At 43.4% G+C, this 18447-nt stretch carries 15 protein-coding genes and 1 pseudogene; 8 read left to right on the top strand and 8 right to left on the bottom strand.

Annotated elements, in window-relative coordinates; genetic code table 11:
• The first annotated feature begins 146 nt into the window (after positions 1-146).
• Positions 147-947 carry a YHYH protein gene (locus NFS34_RS03720; protein WP_251358542.1) on the top strand — a complete coding sequence of 267 codons (801 nt, stop codon included), beginning with the start codon at positions 147-149 and terminating at the stop codon, positions 945-947.
• Here the strand turns inward: NFS34_RS03720 and NFS34_RS03715 are convergent.
• Complete coding sequence (locus NFS34_RS03715; RefSeq protein WP_251358541.1) at positions 937-1821, bottom strand: PPK2 family polyphosphate kinase; 885 nt, start codon at positions 1819-1821, stop codon at positions 937-939. The two genes, NFS34_RS03720 and NFS34_RS03715, sit on opposite strands and share 11 nt — an antisense overlap.
• Positions 1822-1972: 151 nt before the next feature.
• Between NFS34_RS03715 and NFS34_RS03710 the strand changes: the two genes are divergently transcribed.
• Positions 1973-2176 carry a dodecin family protein gene (locus NFS34_RS03710; protein WP_251358540.1) on the top strand — a complete coding sequence of 68 codons (204 nt, stop codon included), beginning with the start codon at positions 1973-1975 and terminating at the stop codon, positions 2174-2176.
• An 85-nt stretch (positions 2177-2261) separates the two neighbouring features.
• On the opposite strand, the gene NFS34_RS03705 is transcribed toward NFS34_RS03710, so the two are convergent.
• On the bottom strand, positions 2262-3749 hold the full coding sequence (locus tag NFS34_RS03705; protein WP_251358539.1) for a helicase HerA-like domain-containing protein: 1488 nt from the start codon (positions 3747-3749) through the stop codon (positions 2262-2264).
• Positions 3750-3913: 164 nt separating this feature from the next.
• Here NFS34_RS03705 and NFS34_RS03700 point away from each other — a divergent pair, with 164 nt between their 5' ends.
• From NFS34_RS03700 to NFS34_RS03690, 3 genes are read left to right on the top strand one after another with little or no spacing between them, the layout of a single operon-like run.
• Positions 3914-4549 carry a DUF2959 domain-containing protein gene (locus NFS34_RS03700; protein ID WP_251358538.1) on the top strand — a complete coding sequence of 212 codons (636 nt, stop codon included), beginning with the start codon at positions 3914-3916 and terminating at the stop codon, positions 4547-4549.
• Positions 4550-4595: 46 nt separating this feature from the next.
• Positions 4596-5396, top strand: coding sequence for a GAF domain-containing protein (locus NFS34_RS03695; protein ID WP_251358537.1), 801 nt, complete (start codon positions 4596-4598; stop codon positions 5394-5396).
• The gene (locus tag NFS34_RS03690) at positions 5393-6373 is read left to right on the top strand and encodes an EAL domain-containing protein (protein WP_251358536.1); all 981 of its coding nucleotides are present in this window, start codon (positions 5393-5395) and stop codon (positions 6371-6373) included. Before NFS34_RS03695 ends, NFS34_RS03690 begins: the two co-directional genes overlap by 4 nt.
• Before the next feature lie 17 nt (positions 6374-6390).
• Here the strand turns inward: NFS34_RS03690 and NFS34_RS03685 are convergent, their stop codons facing one another.
• The 4 genes from NFS34_RS03685 to pepQ are packed head-to-tail and all read right to left on the bottom strand — an operon-like array spanning position 6391 to position 8980.
• Entirely contained in the window at positions 6391-6636 is a 246-nt protein-coding gene (locus NFS34_RS03685) for an accessory factor UbiK family protein (RefSeq protein WP_251358535.1), read from the bottom strand.
• Between the two features lie 14 nt (positions 6637-6650).
• On the bottom strand, positions 6651-7016 hold the full coding sequence (locus NFS34_RS03680) for a SirB2 family protein (RefSeq protein WP_251358534.1): 366 nt from the start codon (positions 7014-7016) through the stop codon (positions 6651-6653).
• On the bottom strand, positions 7000-7644 hold the full coding sequence (locus NFS34_RS03675; RefSeq protein WP_251358533.1) for a YigZ family protein: 645 nt from the start codon (positions 7642-7644) through the stop codon (positions 7000-7002). Before NFS34_RS03675 ends, NFS34_RS03680 begins: the two co-directional genes overlap by 17 nt.
• Before the next feature lie 22 nt (positions 7645-7666).
• Positions 7667-8980: a Xaa-Pro dipeptidase gene (gene pepQ, locus NFS34_RS03670; protein WP_251358532.1), complete on the bottom strand. Its 1314-nt coding sequence runs from the start codon at positions 8978-8980 to the stop codon at positions 7667-7669.
• A gap of 255 nt (positions 8981-9235) precedes the next feature.
• Between pepQ and fadB the strand changes: the two genes are divergently transcribed.
• Together fadB and fadA are read left to right on the top strand one after the other, a co-directional pair.
• On the top strand, positions 9236-11389 hold the full coding sequence (gene fadB / locus NFS34_RS03665) for a fatty acid oxidation complex subunit alpha FadB (protein ID WP_376707962.1): 2154 nt from the start codon (positions 9236-9238) through the stop codon (positions 11387-11389).
• A gap of 18 nt (positions 11390-11407) precedes the next feature.
• Positions 11408-12574, top strand: a complete 1167-nt coding sequence (gene fadA / locus NFS34_RS03660; RefSeq protein WP_251358530.1) for an acetyl-CoA C-acyltransferase FadA — start codon at positions 11408-11410, stop codon at positions 12572-12574.
• Between the two features lie 297 nt (positions 12575-12871).
• On the opposite strand, the pseudogene rep reads toward fadA, so the two are convergent.
• Positions 12872-14886: pseudogene (rep, locus tag NFS34_RS11630) on the bottom strand (DNA helicase Rep).
• Positions 14887-14974: 88 nt separating this feature from the next.
• Complete coding sequence (locus NFS34_RS03645; RefSeq protein ID WP_251358527.1) at positions 14975-15823, bottom strand: MBL fold metallo-hydrolase; 849 nt, start codon at positions 15821-15823, stop codon at positions 14975-14977.
• A gap of 147 nt (positions 15824-15970) precedes the next feature.
• On the opposite strand from NFS34_RS03645, the gene NFS34_RS03640 reads away from it, so the two are divergent.
• Positions 15971-18442: an RND family transporter gene (locus tag NFS34_RS03640; protein WP_251358526.1), complete on the top strand. Its 2472-nt coding sequence runs from the start codon at positions 15971-15973 to the stop codon at positions 18440-18442.
• The last annotated feature ends 5 nt before the right edge of the window (positions 18443-18447 follow it).

Below are 18447 nucleotides of genomic sequence, written 5' to 3'. Positions count from 1 at the left end.
GCGTATTTCTCGCCAAGCCAAGGCTGTTTGATTAAAATTAAAGGATGAATCGAGTAAGTGAGTTAGGAATTGCTTAAGTGAAAAAAAGGATATTTAAAAAAAAATTCAACTACCCCTTTTGCAGGTTCGGGTTAGCTTTCGCCTTAATGGGCTCTTTTACCATTGAGGCGCGGGTTAAGATTATTCTGCCAAAAGAGAGCAAACCAAAGAGCGAACAGCCATTTGTTCATCACATGAAAATTAATGGCGATCATCGCAAAATTAAAGGCAATGGTCTGCCCAATCATGCAACGGGCAGTTTTCCTAACTCGGCGCTTCCTTATCCAATCAAAAAACAATATTACTTTTATAAAATCACGGCTTATCCGCAGGAGCAATATGGCATTCGCCCTTTGCACGGTTATGCCTTCGGAATTGCTAAAAACGGTATTCCTTTTGCCGCCATAACGGAAGATAAAACGCAAAACTTGGAGGTGCTAAATCAGCCGCAGCGGTTTGGTTTAGATGACAATTTTGGCCATCCAGATCGCAATGGTGCTTATCATTACCACGGTTTGCCCAGGGATTGGTTAGCGCAAATTGGATGGAATAGCGCAAGTCATTCGCCACTAATTGGTTGGGCGAGAGATGGCTTCCCAATTTATGCGCTTTATGGCTATGATCAAAGTTATCGTCAGCAAAAGCGGGTTACGGAATTCCGCTCCAGTTATCAACTGCGTAAGGGTAAGCGCCGAGAAGGCGCTGGCGTTTATGACGGCAGCTACCTTGAGGACTATGAGTTTGTTAAAGATTCGGGTGACTTAGACGAATGTAATGGCATCTTTGTGAAAACACCAGAATTTCCGCAAGGTACTTATGGCTATTTCTTAACACGCAAGTGGCCGGTCATTCCGCGTTGCTTCAAAGGCTTACCGTCAGAAGATTTTCAACTCGAAATTAAAGATTAAGCTGTTGCTTGTAGTGATCAAGTTTGTTGCTATCTTCAGGATTTAATTTGGGGTACTGCATATTCAATTGCTGTAAGTTGTCTCGAATAATGCTGCAAACCATGGTGCGCATAATGGCTTTATTATCAGCAGGAATCGCATACCAAGGTGCCCAAGGTTTTGAGGTTTTATTAAGAGCTGTTTGATAAGCTGCTTGATACTGCTGCCAGAGGGCACTTTCTTTTAAGTCACTATCAGAAAATTTCCAATTTTTTTCAACACTTTCAATACGCGAAAGAAAGCGGAGGTGTTGTTCTTGTTGTGAAACGTTTAAGAAAAATTTCAATACCAAAGTGCCATTAAGGGCCAAGTGCTTCTCGTGATCGAGAATAGACTGATAACGCTGATCCCAAAATTGATCCATAAGTTCATGATGATTCAGATCGGGTATAAAGGGTAAGCGTTGCGACTGTAAAAATTGCGGGTGAACTTTGACCACCAAAACTTCTTCGTAATAACTGCGATTAAAAACGCCAATACGTCCCCGCTCTGGAAGACATTTAGCGGTTCGCCATAAAAAGTCATGATCTAACTCTTGTTTAGACGGTTGTTTAAAACTAAAAACTTGGCAGCCAGCAGGATCGATACCTTTAAGCACCGCGCGAATGGTTGAGTCTTTGCCGGCAGCATCCATCGCTTGAAATACTAGTAGTAAAGAAAACTGATCGTGGGCATAGAGTAAACGTTGCAGGTCATCGAGATCTTTTTGGTCACGCTTTAATTGCTTTTTTAAAGCTTTATCGTTTAACGAACTGGTAACGGAAGTGGGCGATTGAGCTAAGGAAAAAGAGCCGTCAAAAGGAACCCTAAATGGATGATCGGTTGCCTGAAACATAAAGTTGTATTTTTAGTGAGAGTGGTTAATAGAACCATAAAAAGTTGAATGAAATCAACAATTTTACAAATATTAAAGTTTCAAACTTGCGCTCAAGAGGGAAAAGAGTAATATAAATTGTTCTGTTATTTATGAAAAAGAGGAACTAAAAATGTCAGTAGCACGCGTAACGGAAATTATTTCAGAATCGAAGAAAAGTTTTGAAGATGCGATAGTCAAAGGGGTCAAGCGCGCCAACAAAACCTTAGACAATGTTAAGGCAGCCTGGGTTAAGGATCAACAAGCAGTGATTGAAGACGGTGAAGTAGTTGGTTTCCGTGTTTCCTTAAAAATAACTTTTGTATTAAAAGACTAATGTTATTTTAAGCAAAAGTTAAACGTTATAAATTTAAAAAGGAGCTTAATGCTCCTTTTTTATTGTCTGTGTCTTGGGTTTCGCCTTATTTGCTGCCAAGTAAACCGCCCAAGATCCCGCGGACTAGTTTACGACCAAGGCCGGAGCTGACAGTTCGGATCAAGGTTTTCATAAAAGCTTCCGAGTTAGACTGGCGACGAGATCCACTGCGCTTTTTCTTAGCCGCAGCCTTAGCTTTGGTTTCCGCTTCGCGAAGTTTTTTGGCTTCCGCCATTTCACGCTCTTGGCGTTTTTGTAGCTCCTGTTCTCTCTCCAGCAAAATTTCGTAAGCAGATTCGCGATCGACAGCTTTATCATAGAGCCCAGCGACAGGAGAGGATTGAGCAACTTTTTTTCGCCCACTTGCAGTTAGTGGACCGATTTGTGATTCTGGGGGGCATATTAAAGTTTGTTCAACGATCGATGGCCGTCCTTTTTCGTCAAGAACCGAGACCAAAGCTTCGCCGACGCCAAGAGTGGTAATTAATTCTTCTTCATTAAGCTTAGGATTGGGTCGAAAAGTTTCAGCAGCAGTTTTAACCGCTTTGAAATCTTTAGGAGTAAAGGCGCGTAGGGCGTGTTGAATACGATTGCTCAATTGGCCAAGCACATCTTCCGGAATGTCCGTAGGGTGCTGGGTAATAAAAAAGACGCCAACGCCTTTAGAGCGGATCAGTCGGACAACCTGTTCAATACGATCCAGTAGCGCCTTGGGCGCGTTGTCAAATAGCAAATGAGCTTCATCAAAAAAGAATACCAATCGCGGTTTGTCAGGATCGCCTACTTCATCCAGTTCTTCAAATAACTCAGAGAGCATCCATAACAAAAAAGTGGCATATATTCGCGGATTAAGCATAAGCTCTTTAGAGTGAAGGATGTTAATTAATCCCTTACCACTGTGATCGATACGCATCATATCGCGGATGTTTAAAGCTGGTTCACCGAAAAATTGATCGCCGCCGGCATTTTCTAGCACTAGCAATTTACGCACAATGGCCGCAACGGATTGTGGTGAGACATTGCCATATTCGCGGACAATGTCTTTGCGATTATCGGCAACCCAGTTCAACATGGAGCGAAGATCTTTGATATCAAGTAGCAATAACCCTTGTTCGTCAGCGATATCAAAAGCGATATGCAAAACACCTTCCTGGGTATCGTTCAGTTCTAATAAATTGGCTAAAAGGATCGGGCCCATTTCGGAAATGGTGGTTCTAACAGGATGACCATGCTTTCCGAAAACGTCCCAAAAAATAACCGGATTTGTATCTGCTTGGTAATCGGTGATCCCAATTTTTTCAATTCGTTCAGCAATTTTTGGATGTGCTTTGGCCTTAGCGGCAACGCCTGATAAATCACCTTTAACGTCGGCGGTGAATACCGGAACGCCCATTTTGGAAAAGCCTTCGGCTAGCACTTGCAGGGTAACGGTTTTACCAGTACCGGTTGCGCCAGCTATTAAGCCGTGGCGATTAGCCATTTTGGGGTTAAGTTGGATATGTTGTTTTTCGGGATTGCCACCAATTAACAGCATGGGATGTCCTAGTGCTCTGTAAAATATTAACTAGGGTAGCTTAAGCTAAGAAAAAGGCAAGACTGGAGCGACAGAAAAGCGTAAAAGGCTGTAAAATTTGGCACAGAAATTTGTTTAGCCACTAACAAACTTTATAATAGGCAAAAAACGGATAAGGATTTATGATGAAAAACCTACTGATTGCCTGTTTGCTGATGGTAACTTTAACTGGCTGTGAAACAGTAAAGCTAGGCGCCCTAGAGCAGCTGGGCTATGAAAAACGCGACGTCTTGGTTGGCAGAATCGAAAAAGCGCGTGATGCCCAATTGGATGCCAAAGAGCAATTCGAAAATGCTTTGCAAGAGTTCCAAAGCGTTGTCAAATTCGATGGTGGCGAGCTTGAAAAAACCTATAATCGGTTAAGCGATCAATACGATGCGAGTAAAGAAGCAGCGGAAGATGTGAGCGAACGAATCGATAGTGTTGAGTATGTGGCAGAAAAGCTGTTCGACGAATGGCGCGAAGAGCTTGAGCAATATTCCAATGCTGATTTTAAACGCAAAAGTCAAAAGCAGCTTTATGAAACTCGTCGTCAATATTCGGGTTTAATCAGCGCCATGCGCAAAGCAGAAAGTTCGATCCAACCCGTGTTAACAGTATTTAACGATCAAGTTTTGTTTTTAAAACATAATCTGAATGCTAGAGCGATAGCTTCTTTAAAAGGTGAGTTATCAACTATTGAGTCGAACGTGGGTAATTTGATTGCAGAAATGAATAAGTCGATTAGTGAAGCTAATGAATTTATTTCAACTATGCGCTAAAAAGGTCTATTATAGAGAGATAGCGAATTTATAAAGTAAGGTTTTTATGGGGTTAGCGAGTTACCATATTGAAAAGTATGAGGATGAAGCTAACCGTTTGGGCATGCTTGGCGGCTTAGGTATTCTTGATAGCTCGCCAGAACCTTTCTATGACAAGATCACTCGATCTGTAGCTCAAAAATTTAATGCTAGCATTTCTTTAGTTTCAATCGTTGATAAAGACCGCTTGTTTTTCAAGTCGAGTTTCGGCTCTGACGTTGAACAGGTGCCCCGTGCAAATACTTTTTGCACAGTAGCCATTTTGTCAGATGATGTGTTAGTGGTTGAAGATGCCAAAGACGACGAGCGATTTATCAACTGCCCAATTGTTAAGAGCGATCCTTACGCGCGATTTTATGCTGGTGCTCCACTGATCCTTACCTCCGGAGTGATTATTGGTACTTTATGTTTTGTTTATGATGAACCCTATTATAATTTTTCGAAAGAAGATGCGCGATACCTAAAGGATATGGCGGATATCGTCACCTCTTATATTGAACTGCGTATTTCAAAAGAGCATAAAGATCCGATTAATCTATTGCCGCTGGCATCAATCGCAACCAGTACCATTAATCATTTTGCACAGATCAGAAAAGAGTCTGTTTCAGCTTTTTCGATAGAGCTGTTTGGTAGCGCAAGGGTTTCAGAGCTGGTCATTTCTTTCGGAGAGAAAAAGTTTTTTTCTATTTTGCAACAAGGCGTTAGAGCTATAGAAAAGGTTCTGCCGCACCATAAGAGTCATGTTTTTTTTTTGGTTTGGATAGGGTTTTGTGTGTGGTTGCTGGACTCGATCAACAAGAAGCAATGAAGTTAGAAAAAAGGATCCATGTAAGTTTATCTAAAGTTTTTGACTTTGATTTTGGCAGCGTGATTAACAAACCTAAAATTGGTTTAGCTTTTGTGGAAAATCGCGAGGTTAATCCTACCAAACTAGTGCGGATGGCGATCACTGCGATGGAAGATGCCCGTAAGAGTTATGGCAACTTAGCGATTTATAGCAAGGCTGGTGAAGATAAAATTCGCCGTAGATTAAAGCTGATTTACGATTTCCCGAAAGCGTTGGCCCGTGGCGATTTCTTTTTGGTATATCAACCCAAAGTTACTTGTCGCAGCGGTCGATTTTATGGGGTTGAAGCCTTGGTGCGTTGGAATAATAAAAAAACCGAAAGCATATCTCCGTCAGAATTTATTCCAATCATTGAGGATACCGAATTTATTTTTAAACTCACGGAATGGGTTATTAGCCAAGTTCTTAGGGATATTGATTACTGGCAAGGACTAGGCTTAAAGATCAAGGTATCGATCAATGTTTCCGTTAAGGATTTTGAGCGAAAAGATTGGGTCAATTTGCTTAAAGCGAATCAAAGGTTGATGAAAAATGCTGACCTGATTTGCTTTGAATTAACAGAAACCGCAGCAATTTCTAATATAAGAAAAATTAACCAAGTAATTAATCAATTAAAAACTATTGGCCTTAAAACGCATATTGATGATTTTGGAACTGGTCACAGTAACTTATCACACTTAAGTAAGATGGACGTTTCTGCGATTAAATTAGATCGACAGTTTATACAATCAATAAGCAGCTCTGAACGTGATCTGGCTATCGTGAAGCATACTTGTTCGCTGGCCAAAGCTTTAGGCTTTGAATTGATAGCCGAAGGGGTTGAAACACTTGAAGATAAAAAAATACTCGAAAGTTTCGGCGTTAATTATATCCAAGGTTACTTTATTGCCAGACCGATGATGGCTAGAGATTTCTTAGAATGGGTTAAAAAGCGTTAAGCGAAAAAGCACCAGAATTATGTGCTTTCTTTTTCCAATTGTTGCACTAGTTTTTCCAGTTGCTCTAATTTTTCACGAGTACGCTCGAGCACTTTGGTTTGAGCGTCAAACTCTTCTCGCGTGACCAGATCCATTTTAGCTAAGCCGGATTGTAAGGCCTGTTTAAACTGTTTACCCAGATCATCGCCGGCATTTTTTAAAGCATCGGGAACGAGTTCGGATAATTTTTTGGCCAAGTCATCAATGGTTTTTGAATCAATCATAATGAATACTACCTTTAATAAACGGGTTTGCCGAATGCTAAATGCAATACGGCAAATACGGTGCCAATGGCTAATAAGAAGAACAGAATTTGTTTGTTTTTAGCTTGCGCCTTAAAGGTCAAAATTCCAAACACAATATAACAGACGATAAAGACCAGCTTAAGCGTTACCCAGTTTAGTATAGCGGGGTATTGAGTGGTGATAACCATCAAAGTAATACCGCTTGCTAACAAGAGGGTATCAATAATGTGCGGTAAAATTTTCACTGGCTTTTTGTGTAAGAGCGAGCTTTGGCTAAACAACCAAACCGCGCGAAGCATAAAGCCAAGAATGCTGATCATGGCCAGCGTCATGTGTAAGTGTTTAATTGCCGGATACATGTACTACCTCGAGTTGGTTTTTATTTTGGTAAGCCTGAAAAGCCGCCAATAAAATTTGTAGCTGATCTTGAGGCACTTCCACCTGAAAATCAACCGATTCGGAATAATCAATTTGGTTAATGGTAGCCTGGTGTTCCTTTAACAGATAATCGATTTGATTTTGCAAATCGTAGGCGCAGCTCAGTTGAAGCTGTTCGGTAAAAATACGTTGCTGGATGGGCAGCGTTTCTAAAGCCAGCTTGACGCCGCCGCCATAAGCGCGCGCTAAGCCACCAGTGCCCAATTTGGTGCCGCCATAATAGCGCGTTACCACCGCAGTAATATCGCCAATGTCACCATACTTGAGCACATTGAGCATTGGCATTCCAGCGGTTCCGCTAGGCTCGCCATCATCCGAGCAAGCCATTAAGGTGGTGCTGTTGGGGTTGCCTACAATATAAGCCCAGCAGTGATGGGTGGCCTCGGGTTCAGTTTGGTTTAGTTGTTTAATAAAGGCTTTGGCATCGGTCACCTCAGGCGAAAAGATCACGCGAGTAATGAAGCGGCTGCCTTTGATCACTTCTTCAACCTGAAAAGGGGATTCGGCACGCAAGCTTTGATTGGGTACCGAATAATGCATTTTAGCCATGAGTCGTATCTAACGCTAAAAGTCAGTCGGGCAGGTGCTCTCGGGTTAGGTTGCGATGGCCGGTGGCGGTGACCAAAACATCGTCTTCAATACGAATGCCGCCATAGGGCATCAATTCAGCGATGGTGTTCCAGTTAATGCTATTGCCATGTTCGCTAGCCTTAAGATCCGCTAGCAGGGAATCAATAAAATACAGACCGGGTTCAATGGTTAAAATCTGGCCAGCTTCCATTGGGCGAGTGTTCCTGAGAAACGGGTGTTCCGCTGGCGGTGGCGCGGTATCCCCTTCAATGTTGGCTTGATGGCCGCCTACATCGTGCACCTGCAAACCAATTTGATGGCCTAGACCGTGTGGAAAGAAGCCACTGGTGATTCCAGTTTCGAGTTGAGACTCTGGGCTCATGTCACAAATGTCATGTTTATTCAGTAACTTAGCAACGTCTAAATGGTAATCAATATGCAGATCAACGTAAGAATGCCCTGGTTTAACCTTCTGATTAATCGCTTGTTGGATCCGATCCAAGTCGGTTATCAATTCAGCGAATTGATTCTGCTGATAGGCGTAGGTTCGGGTAACGTCAGAGGCATAACCATTGTAACGCGCGCCGGCGTCGATTAAGAAAGTGCGATGCTCTTGCGGCGCTTGTGCTTCATAGTTTACATAATGCAAAATCGAGGCGTTTTGGTTGAGCGCCACAATCGAGCCATAGGGTAGCTCGCTTTCGTTTTGGCCTGTGGCTAATTGGTAGGCCAGATGGATCTCGAGTTCAGAGCCTTGGTTATAAAACATTTCTTTGGCCGCCAAATGTCCTGCCGCCGCCATTTGGTTGGCACGCGAGGCACATTCGACTTCATAAGCAGTTTTGCGCGCTCGATGCCAATTGATTTCATGGATCAGGCCGAGCGGATTAATGGCATCAAAATCATCATCTTGGTAAGGGGCGCCCATTTCACCTATAAAAGCGATATTACCAGTTGAGGGCATAACTGCGCGCACCTCGTCTTTTTGCCGCATCATCTTAATGTCGAAATGCTCGACCCAAAAACCGGCTGGATCGCCTGCAACTAGGTGCCAAAAGTCCACCGGCTGGTAATAACACAGCAGCGGTTTTTTACCGGGCGTTAACATCAGGCAGCTGTCGTGGATCTGCGTCAGTGGCACAAAGCTGTTGAAGTGGAAGTTAGCCTTGAAAGGGTACTTATTATCGTCAAGAAAAACCCCATGCAATGAACCTGCGGGGATCAAGAGGTGATCAAAGCCGTGCTTTTCCATCGCTTGAAAGTACCGATCACTGATGGTAGCTATATGATTTTTAAAGAGTTCTTCCATTGACATAAGGTTGCTAATAATAAAGTTGAATAAGACATTATTTCAGAAAAGCTATCATTACCCAACAGATTAGATCATAAAGCCGGTACTTTTATCGCTTTTGTTTGTTACAAAAGTTGGCTATCATTGGTCAGACCAGAAACATGCCTTGAGGTGATTGCCTCTGGGCAGTACACTGACGGGTCAACCCCTATTGTCATCATCAATAGAAAGATGGTTAGTCGCCATCCCATCTGTTAGCACTTAACGGAGAAAATGAGAATGCTATTTGAAGGTCAATCGATCCAGTGCAGCCTGCGCGAAAGTGGCGTGGCAGAAATGCGCTTCGATAATCAAAATGAGTCGGTCAATAAGTTTGATCGCAATACGCTGCAAGAGTGGAGACAAGTTACCCAGATTTTAAAAGATCATGGCGGTGTCAAAGCGGTCATGGCCACCAGTGGCAAGCCAGTATTTATCGTTGGCGCCGATATTACCGAGTTTAACGAATTATTTGCTTCAAGCCGTGAACAGTTAATCAAATGGCTAGTGCAAGCCAATGAAGTATTTACCGGTTTCGAGGATTTGCCGTTTCCAACCGCAGCGGCCATAGACGGTATCGCCTTTGGTGGCGGTTTGGAAATGTGCCTAACCTGCGACTTGAGAGTCGGCTCACCAAAAGCGCAAGTTGGTTTGCCAGAATCTAAGTTGGGCTTGGTGCCTGGTTTTGGTGGTAGCGTGCGGCTTGCTCGATTGATTGGCCCGGATAATGCGTTTGAATGGTTGGCAACGGGTAAAGGCTATAAAGCTGATAAAGCTCTAGCACTCGGAACTCTAGATGCGGTGGTCGCTTCGGAAAAATTAATCGAAGCCACGGAGCAAATGTTGCTGGATGCGGCTAGCGGCAAAATCGACTGGCATTCGCGTCGCGCAGAAAAGAAGTCACCGTTGCAACTTAATCGTACCGAAGCAGCAATGTCTTTTATGACCTCAAAAGGTTATATCGCAGCACAAGCCGGGCCGCATTATCCAGCGCCTGTGCGAGGTGTTGAATTGATCGAAAAATCTGCTTACTTACCATTGGAAGAAGCGATTGCCATGGAGCATGAGGCTTTTGCTGATATGGCGCAAACCGAGCAAGCTTCCTCGCTTATTCAATTGTTCTTGAACGATCAAGTGCTTAAGAAAAAAGCTAAGATTGCTGCGAAAACTGCGGATAAAGCCGTGGCTTCAGCGACCGTGTTAGGCGCTGGTATTATGGGTGGCGGTATTGCTTATCAGTCGGCCTCGCGTGGTGTGCCGGCGATCATGAAAGACATCAATCAATCCGCGCTTGATTTAGGTATGAAAGAAGCGATTGGCTTGTTTGGTAAAGGTGTTAAGTACAAGAAAATCACTAATGAGCAAATGGCGCAGGGCGTGGCCAGTATTAAGCCAACCTTGAGCTACGATGAAATTAAGCATACGGATATCGTGGTTGAGGCGGTGGTGGAAAATCCTAAAATTAAAGCAGCGGTGTTATCCGAGGTTGAAGAATTGATGCCTGCCGATGCCATTATTTGTTCTAATACGTCCACTATTTCGATTGATCGCTTAGCTACAAATTTAAAGCGTCCAGAAAAATTCTGTGGTATGCACTTCTTTAATCCCGTGCATAAAATGCCTTTAGTGGAAGTGATTCGCGGTAAAGATACTTCCGAAGAAACGGTGGCTAGCGTGGTCGCCTACGCTTCGGCTATGGGCAAGTCGCCAGTGGTGGTTAATGACTGTCCCGGCTTTTTTGTGAATCGGGTGCTGTTCCCTTATTTTGGTGGCTTCACTAAGTTGTTGCGCGATGGTTGTGACTTCCAACAGGCCGACAAGGTGATGCACAAAAAATTCGGTTGGCCGATGGGTCCTGCTTATTTGTTAGATGTGGTGGGTATGGACACAGGCAAACATGCCGCTGAAGTGATGGCCGAAGGGTTTCCTGATCGCATGAGCAAAGATGAAAAAGATGCGATTGATGTGATGTTTGACGAAGCGCGTTATGGTCAGAAAACCGCTGCGGGTTTTTATGTTTATGGTAAAGATAAAAAAGGCCGTCCGACCAAAGAAGCCGATCCGAAAACTTATGAGTTATTAAAGCAAGTTTGTTCGGATGCAAAAGATTTTTCTGATGATGAAATTATCGCACGTACCATGTTGCCGATGATTATCGAAACCATTCGTTGCCTTGAAGAAGGCATTATTGGCAGTCCGGCAGAAGGCGATATGGCGTTAATTTACGGTTTAGGTTTTCCGCCGTTTAGAGGTGGCGTTTTCAAATATGTGGATGATCGCGGGATGCAAGCAATTGTCGATTTAGCGAATCAATATAGCCAATTAGGCAATGCCTACAAACCAACGGAGCGGATGTTGCAAATGGCCAAAAATAACGAAAAATTTTACGCCTAAGGCATAGGAGAATTTAAGATGAATGAAGTAGTAATTGTAGATGCCATTCGAACTCCTATGGGTCGTTCGAAGGGTGGTATGTTTCGCAATACCAGAGCAGAAGAATTATCAGCACGTTTAATGCAAGGCTTGTTGGATCGTAATGAAGCACTGGATCCGGCAGATATCGAAGACGTAATTTGGGGTTGTGTGCAGCAAACCTTGGAGCAAGGTTTTAACATTGCGCGCAATGCTATGTTAAAGACGGATTTGCCGCATACGGTAGCAGGGCAAACGGTTAACCGCTTGTGTGGCTCTTCCATGCAGGCGCTACACAGCGCGGCGCACGCAATTATGGTTGGTGACGGTGATGCCTTTATTATCGGTGGTGTTGAGCATATGGGGCATGTGCCGATGAATCATGGCATTGATTTTGATCCGGAACTTGCTAAATACACTGCTAAAGCGGCAGGAATGATGGGCTTAACCGCGGAAATGTTAGCGCAGATTCATAAAGTCTCGCGACAAGAGCAGGATGAATTTGGCTATCGCTCCCATCAGCTGGCGCACCAAGCGACCTTAAATGGCGGCTTTAAAGCAGAAATTTTACCGATGGAAGGACACGATGCGGATGGCGCTTTGCAGCTGTTTGATTATGATGAGGTGATCCGCCCTGAATCGACGGTTGAAGACCTAGCTAAGTTACGCCCAGTATTTGATCCGAAAAACGGTTCGGTAACAGCGGCAACCTCTTCGGCCATTTCTGATGGAGCATCGGCCATGCTAGTCATGTCGCGAGCTAAAGCGGATGCGTTGGGGTTAAAACCAATAGCGAAAATTGTTTCGACCGGTGTGGCGGGTTGCGATCCATCCATTATGGGTTTTGGTCCAGTGCCAGCGGTGAAAAAAGCCTTAAAACGAGCCAAGATGGAGTTAAGCGATATTGATTTGTTTGAGCTTAATGAAGCTTTCGCCGCTCAGTCGATAGCGGTTTTGGATGGTTTGGGTATGCGCACTGGCTGGGAAGATAAGGTCAACCTTAATGGTGGCGCTATTGCCCTAGGTCATCCGCTAGGCTGTTCTGGTTCGCGAATTTCGACTACCTTATTACGTTTGATGGAAGCTAAAGATAAAGAAATTGGCGTAGCCACCATGTGTATTGGACTTGGTCAAGGGATCGCGACGGTATTCCAGCGCTTAAATTAAAAGCTAGCAAGTTACGAAAAGGGTAGAATAGCTGCCCTTTTTTTATTCTTTTTATTAAGAATCTTTTTTTCGGCGAGAGTTTGTAAAAGGTACTCTACCGGTTACACCAATGTAACCAAAAAAGCCAATTAATAGCGATAGTGCGATAATAATGATCCACTCGAAAGTGTTCAATTCGACTCCAAAAATCTTAGTTAAAGTGTAAGTTTTATTGTGGATCTGCTTAAGCAGAGGCTCAAGTAAAATTCTGTAAACTCTATAAATTGAATCTAGCGCTAAGGACCTAGCACTTAGTATTTAGGAAAAAAGCGATTTCAGCATGGACAAATTATCGTCGGCGAGTTCTTTTTGTTGATCTTCAGTTAGCGGTTTGCGCTTTAGATCCCAATCTAAATCATCTGCGGGTAATTCATCTAAAAAACGACTCGGCTCACAATTAACCAACTCGCCAAAGCGATTTCGCTTTTTGCACAAGGTAAAAGTTAGGGTTTTTTGAGCGCGGGTAATGCCTACATAAGCTAATCGTCGCTCTTCTTCGATGTCGTCCATTTCGATACTGCTTTTGTGCGGCAGCAACTCTTCTTCCATACCGACCAAATAGACGTGGTTAAACTCTAAACCTTTGGCCGCATGCAGCGTCATCAGTTGCACCTGATGGGTTTCCGCGTCTTCCTCTTCTTCACGATCAAGCATATCGCGCAGCATTAAATTGGTTATTGCAGCTGCAAAAGGATTCTCGTCAGATTCGTTTTCATCCACATAGGTTTCAACCCAGCCCAACAATTCTTGGATATTGTTCCAACGAAATTCTGCCGCTTTTGGAGTGCTGGAAGTTTCATAAAGGTAAGAGTGATAACCAATTTTTGAGATCAGATCGTGAATAATCCCTATGGTATCGCCGCGCTGCGCATTGTCAGCAGCAAGCCCAATGGTTTTGACAAAACGTCGAACCGCCTCAAGCCCCGCACCTTGCAAATATTGCTCCAAGCCCATTTCGGTAGCGGCTTGAAACAGGCTGACATGACGTTGGCTGGCGTAGGTGCCAAGTTTTTCTAGGGTCGTTGGGCCAATACTGCGCTTGGGGGTATTGGCGATGCGTAAAAAGGCATTATCATCGTCATGGTTTATCAGCAGGCGCAGGTAAGCCATCATATCTTTGATTTCAGTGCGCGCGAAAAAAGAAGTGCTGCCCGAGATTTTATAGGGAACCTTGTTAGCGATTAAGGTCTTTTCAAAAATCCGCGCTTGATGATTGCCGCGGTACAAAATCGCAAAATCGGAATAACTCAAATCGCGGTATTTAACTTTGCGACTCAAGATTTCGGTGACCACTCGTTGCGCTTCTTCCTCTTCGTCAGCGCAGGTCACGACTTTTAAAATATCGCCATAAGGTTTATCCGACCACAATTTTTTTCAAAAACGTGCGGGTTATTATCAATCAACACATTGGCGGCTTTTAAGATCCGACCATAAGAGCGATAATTTTGTTCGAGTTTGACAATTTTTAGATTGGGGTAGTCTTTAGCTAGCAGTTCTAAATTTTCGGGATTGGCGCCGCGCCAAGAGTAGATCGACTGATCATCATCGCCAACCACGGTAAAGTTACCAAAAGTACCACAGAGTAATTTGACCAGCTCATATTGCGAGGTATTGGTATCTTGATACTCATCGACCAGCAAATATTTGATCTTGTTTTGCCACTTTTCTCGAACTTCCGGATGTGCTTTTAGTAGTAATACTGGAATCATGATGAGATCGTCAAAATCCACCGCATTATAAGCTTTCATGCTACGAGCATATTGTTCGTAGACTTTGGCAAAAATCAGTTGTTCTTGATCTTTAGCAAGGTTAATGGCCTCTTGCGCTTGGATCAGATCATTTTTCCAGCTGGAAATTTGATCTTGTAAGCGTCGTAACAGTTCTTTATCCGATTCAGCTTCTTTAAAACCCAAGTCTTTCAATAGTGCCAAGCAATCTTGATCGTCGAAAATAGTAAAGTTAGGCTTAATGCCCAAAGCTTTATATTCACGGCGAATAAAATTCAAACCAAAATTATGGAAGGTCGAAACCGTTAAGCCTTGAGTGGCGTTACTTCCAGCGAGCTTACTAACCCTTTGCTTCATTTCGCGCGCAGCTTTATTGGTAAAGGTCATGGCAACGATATTGCGCGCAGGGATCCCTTTTTCTTTAATCAGATATACCATCTTGCGCGTGATAACGCTGGTTTTGCCACTGCCAGCGCCAGCCAATACCAGTAGCGGACCGCTGGTGCTGATTAAGGCTTGTTGTTGGCGAGGATTAAGCTGATGCAAAAGTTGGATTCGATTAGCGCAAAATAGGCGGCAAGTTTAGCAAGGCTAGCCGCCGAAGGAAAAAGAAAATTGGAGATTGTCTAATAATTTAGGATCTCAAAGGAATTTTCAAATAGTTAGCGCCGTTTGATTCTGCTTGCGGCAACTGGCCTGCGCAGATATTGACCTGCAAGGCGGGGTAAAGCAGCTTTGGTACTGCCAGTTGCGAGTCGCGACTTTGCCGCAGTTCAACATAAGATGCTTGATTAGGTGCATTCTGGATATGAATGTTCTGCTTCATTTGGGCAAGTGGTATGGCGTCAATCGGCTCACGATCATTGCCAGGATAGTCATGGCATAACCATAAACGGCTCTGCTCAGAGAAACTTAATATTTTGCTAAGAGACTGGAATAAAGTAGCCGCATCGCCACCCGGGAAGTCGCAGCGCGCGGTGCCGGAGTTGGGGTGGAAGAAGGTATCACCAAGAAATATGTTGTCAGCAATTTTATAAATAATACTATCGCTGGTGTGGCCAGGGGTGCTGTAAACTTCAAATGAAAAGTCGCCCAGTGCAAGCCGGTCGCCTTCACTTACTAGCCGATCAAATTGCGAGCCATCGCAGGCTATGTCGAGGTTGAAGACTTGCGCAAAATGCTGCTGCACTGCGGTGATCCCTGCGCCAATGACGGTTTTGCCGCCTAGTTTTTGTTTGACGTAATTGGCAGCGGTTAAATGATCGGCATGAGCATGGGTTTCTAATATCCACACTAATTGCAGGCTTTCGGTCTCAATGATCTCTATGATGGGGTTGATAGCATCGAAACCTATGCTGCCCGATGATAAGTCGAAATCCATAACGGGATCGATAATAGCGCATTTGCGCTGCGGTTGATCCGTAACTAAATAACTCCAAGTGCCGCTGGCGTTATGATAAAACGATCGAATGCTAAGACTCATTAGAGTGGGTATCTACTTAAGTGATAATAAAGGTATTGAAGAAGTATAGTGCAGCAATTGTATATTAGCAAAACTTAATATAGAATTGCGAAGCTGCTAAGGACTGATAAATTTTAATCCGCATCATTAACTATTTGAATAACATTTATGAAAAACCACTTATTTCAATTTTCGGTAAATCGACCTAAATGGGTTTATGCCTTGCTCGCATTGCTAAGCTTTGCTTGTGCCGCTTTTATCGTGAATATCAAAATCGATACCGATCCTGAAAATATGCTAGCAGCGGATCAAGTAGAGCGGGTTTTCCATAATCAGATCAAACAAAGGTTTCAGCTACACGATGCCATTGTACTCGGCGCAGTTTCAGAGCATCAAGCGGGGATCTATAATCCAAAATCCTTATCAAATTTGATCGAAATAACCGATTGGCTAACACAGCTGCAAGGAGTGCTGGTAGCTGACTTGGTATCCATCGCCAATGTGGATAATATCACTCAGCAAAATGGCGCGCTTAGGTTTGAGTGGATGATGCAGTCAGCACCAACAAATCTGGAACAAAGCGATAAGATAAAACAACAGCTTGAACGCTTGCCTTTATTTAAAAATACTTTGGTGTCAGCCGATCATCAAGCGGCGGCAGTTTATATTCCCATAAAAAATAAAGATCAGAGTTATCAAATCTCGCAACAAATAACAGATTTCATCGCAACGTTAGATTCCGATGACCAATACCATATTACCGGTTTGCCAGTGGCCGAAGATACTTTTGGTTTTGAAATGTTTGTACAGATGGGGATCTCTGCGCCACTGGCGGCATTGATGATCTTTGTTCTGATGTGGTTGTTTTTTAGAAACCTAAAATTTGTAGCGGCGCCGATGATAGTGGCAATGGCGACAGTAATTATTGTGATGGGCGTTATGATCGGAATGGGCTTTACCGTGCACATTATGAGCTCCATGATCCCAATCTTTTTGATGCCGATTGCGGTGGTTGACTCGGTACATATCATGTCCGAATTTGCTGATCATTATCGCAAACATAACGATAAACAAGCAGTAATCAAAAAAGTTATTGATAATCTTTATAAGCCAATGCTATTTACCAGTTTGACTTCTGCAGTGGGCTTTGCCTCCTTAATGCTAACGCCGATCCCGCCAGTACAAGTGTTTGGCGCATTCGTAGCCTTTGGGATCTTATTAGCGTTTATGTTAACCATTATTTTTATTCCGGCTTACCTGACTAGTTTAAAAGCAGAATCTTTAGCATCGCTAAAAACCACCGAAACTCGTGCTAAGCGTTTAGAGCGCTGGCTACCAAAGTTAGGCGTGGCCAGCTTTAAATATAGTAAGGGGATTATTGCTGGTTTTGTGGTGTTAATAATCTTGGCCATTATCGGTATCCAAAAAATTCAGATTAACGATAATCCAACTCGCTGGTTTAAAGCAGATCATAAAATTCGGATTGCCGATAAGGTGTTAAATCAACATTTTGCCGGAACCTACGATGCTTATTTAGTATTAGAAAAAGATAGCTACGCGATAGCTCAAAGATATAGCAAATTAATCAAGAGCCTAGAACTTAACGATAGTATCAATACTGATTTAGCGCTGGGCTCTCAAATTAACGAAGCTATAGTAGCACTTGAAGATAAGTTGTTTGCAGCGCAAAACCCAGTGCTAGAAAAAAGTTTGCAAGAATTGGAGTTGCTTAAAAGAGAGCTGGCGTATTTCCAAAGTCCGCAAGCGTTAAAGTTGCTCGAGCAGATCCAAAACGAATTGGCGGCTAATCGATTAGTCGGAAAAAGCATGAGCTTGGTTGAAGCGGTTAAAACCGTCAACCGAGAATTGCGATCAGGTCTTGATCAAGATTACCAAATACCGGCAAGCCAACCGGCAGTAGCGCAAACCTTGTTGCAATATCAGTCATCCCATCGGCCAAATGATTTGTGGCATCTGGTGACGCAAGATTATTCATCCGCGGTGATTTGGCTACAAATGACCAGTGGCGATAATCAGAAGATGAGCCAGATTATTAGCAAGTTGGATAATTATTTTGTCAATGCACCTTTGCCTGAAGGGGTATCAGCTAATTGGGCTGGTAAAACCTTCCTCAATAAGATCTGGCAAGATGAAATGGTGGCTGGAATGTTAACCAGCTTGTTGAGTGCCTTTGTGGTGGTTTTTATTATGATGGTGCTTTTGTTTAGAAATGTTTGGCTAGGTCTGCTGGCAATGTTGCCGCTAACCATCACCATCACCAGCATTTACGGACTGATTGGCTGGCTGGGCAAGGATTATGATATGCCAATAGCGGTACTGTCCGCTTTAACCTTAGGTTTATCGGTCGATTTCGCGATACACTTTGTACAACGTAGTCGAGACATTTATCGGCAAACTGGCAACCTGCAAAAAACTTTTGAACAGATGTATAAAGAACCGGCGAGTGCCATCAGCCGGAATGCTATTGTGATTGCGGTTGGGTTTACCCCTTTGTTGGTAGCGCCGTTGATGCCGTATGTTACGGTAGGATTTTTCCTTGCGACTATTATGGCCGTATCGGCCTTAGTCACGCTGGTATTACTGCCGATAGCGTTAAAGCAAGCTAGAAAACAACTTTAGTGCTC

Origin of the sequence: Kangiella sp. TOML190, assembly GCF_023706045.1 — a bacterium.
Classification (GTDB): Bacteria; Pseudomonadota; Gammaproteobacteria; order Enterobacterales; family Kangiellaceae; genus Kangiella.
This window is presented reverse-complemented; position numbering and strand designations above follow the sequence as displayed.

What these genes read in the sequence shown, in the direction of transcription:
- NFS34_RS03720 (WP_251358542.1), top strand. Translation starts at nt 147, where the DNA reads ATGGGCTCTTTTACCATTGAGGCGCGGGTTAAGATTATTCTGCCAAAA.
- NFS34_RS03715 (WP_251358541.1), bottom strand. Translation starts at nt 1,821, where the DNA reads ATGTTTCAGGCAACCGATCATCCATTTAGGGTTCCTTTTGACGGCTCT.
- NFS34_RS03710 (WP_251358540.1), top strand. Translation starts at nt 1,973, where the DNA reads ATGTCAGTAGCACGCGTAACGGAAATTATTTCAGAATCGAAGAAAAGT.
- NFS34_RS03705 (WP_251358539.1), bottom strand. Translation starts at nt 3,749, where the DNA reads ATGCTGTTAATTGGTGGCAATCCCGAAAAACAACATATCCAACTTAAC.
- NFS34_RS03700 (WP_251358538.1), top strand. Translation starts at nt 3,914, where the DNA reads ATGAAAAACCTACTGATTGCCTGTTTGCTGATGGTAACTTTAACTGGC.
- NFS34_RS03695 (WP_251358537.1), top strand. Translation starts at nt 4,596, where the DNA reads ATGGGGTTAGCGAGTTACCATATTGAAAAGTATGAGGATGAAGCTAAC.
- NFS34_RS03690 (WP_251358536.1), top strand. Translation starts at nt 5,393, where the DNA reads ATGAAGTTAGAAAAAAGGATCCATGTAAGTTTATCTAAAGTTTTTGAC.
- NFS34_RS03685 (WP_251358535.1), bottom strand. Translation starts at nt 6,636, where the DNA reads ATGATTGATTCAAAAACCATTGATGACTTGGCCAAAAAATTATCCGAA.
- NFS34_RS03680 (WP_251358534.1), bottom strand. Translation starts at nt 7,016, where the DNA reads ATGTATCCGGCAATTAAACACTTACACATGACGCTGGCCATGATCAGC.
- NFS34_RS03675 (WP_251358533.1), bottom strand. Translation starts at nt 7,644, where the DNA reads ATGGCTAAAATGCATTATTCGGTACCCAATCAAAGCTTGCGTGCCGAA.
- pepQ (WP_251358532.1), bottom strand. Translation starts at nt 8,980, where the DNA reads ATGTCAATGGAAGAACTCTTTAAAAATCATATAGCTACCATCAGTGAT.
- fadB (WP_376707962.1), top strand. Translation starts at nt 9,236, where the DNA reads ATGCTATTTGAAGGTCAATCGATCCAGTGCAGCCTGCGCGAAAGTGGC.
- fadA (WP_251358530.1), top strand. Translation starts at nt 11,408, where the DNA reads ATGAATGAAGTAGTAATTGTAGATGCCATTCGAACTCCTATGGGTCGT.
- NFS34_RS03645 (WP_251358527.1), bottom strand. Translation starts at nt 15,823, where the DNA reads ATGAGTCTTAGCATTCGATCGTTTTATCATAACGCCAGCGGCACTTGG.
- NFS34_RS03640 (WP_251358526.1), top strand. Translation starts at nt 15,971, where the DNA reads ATGAAAAACCACTTATTTCAATTTTCGGTAAATCGACCTAAATGGGTT.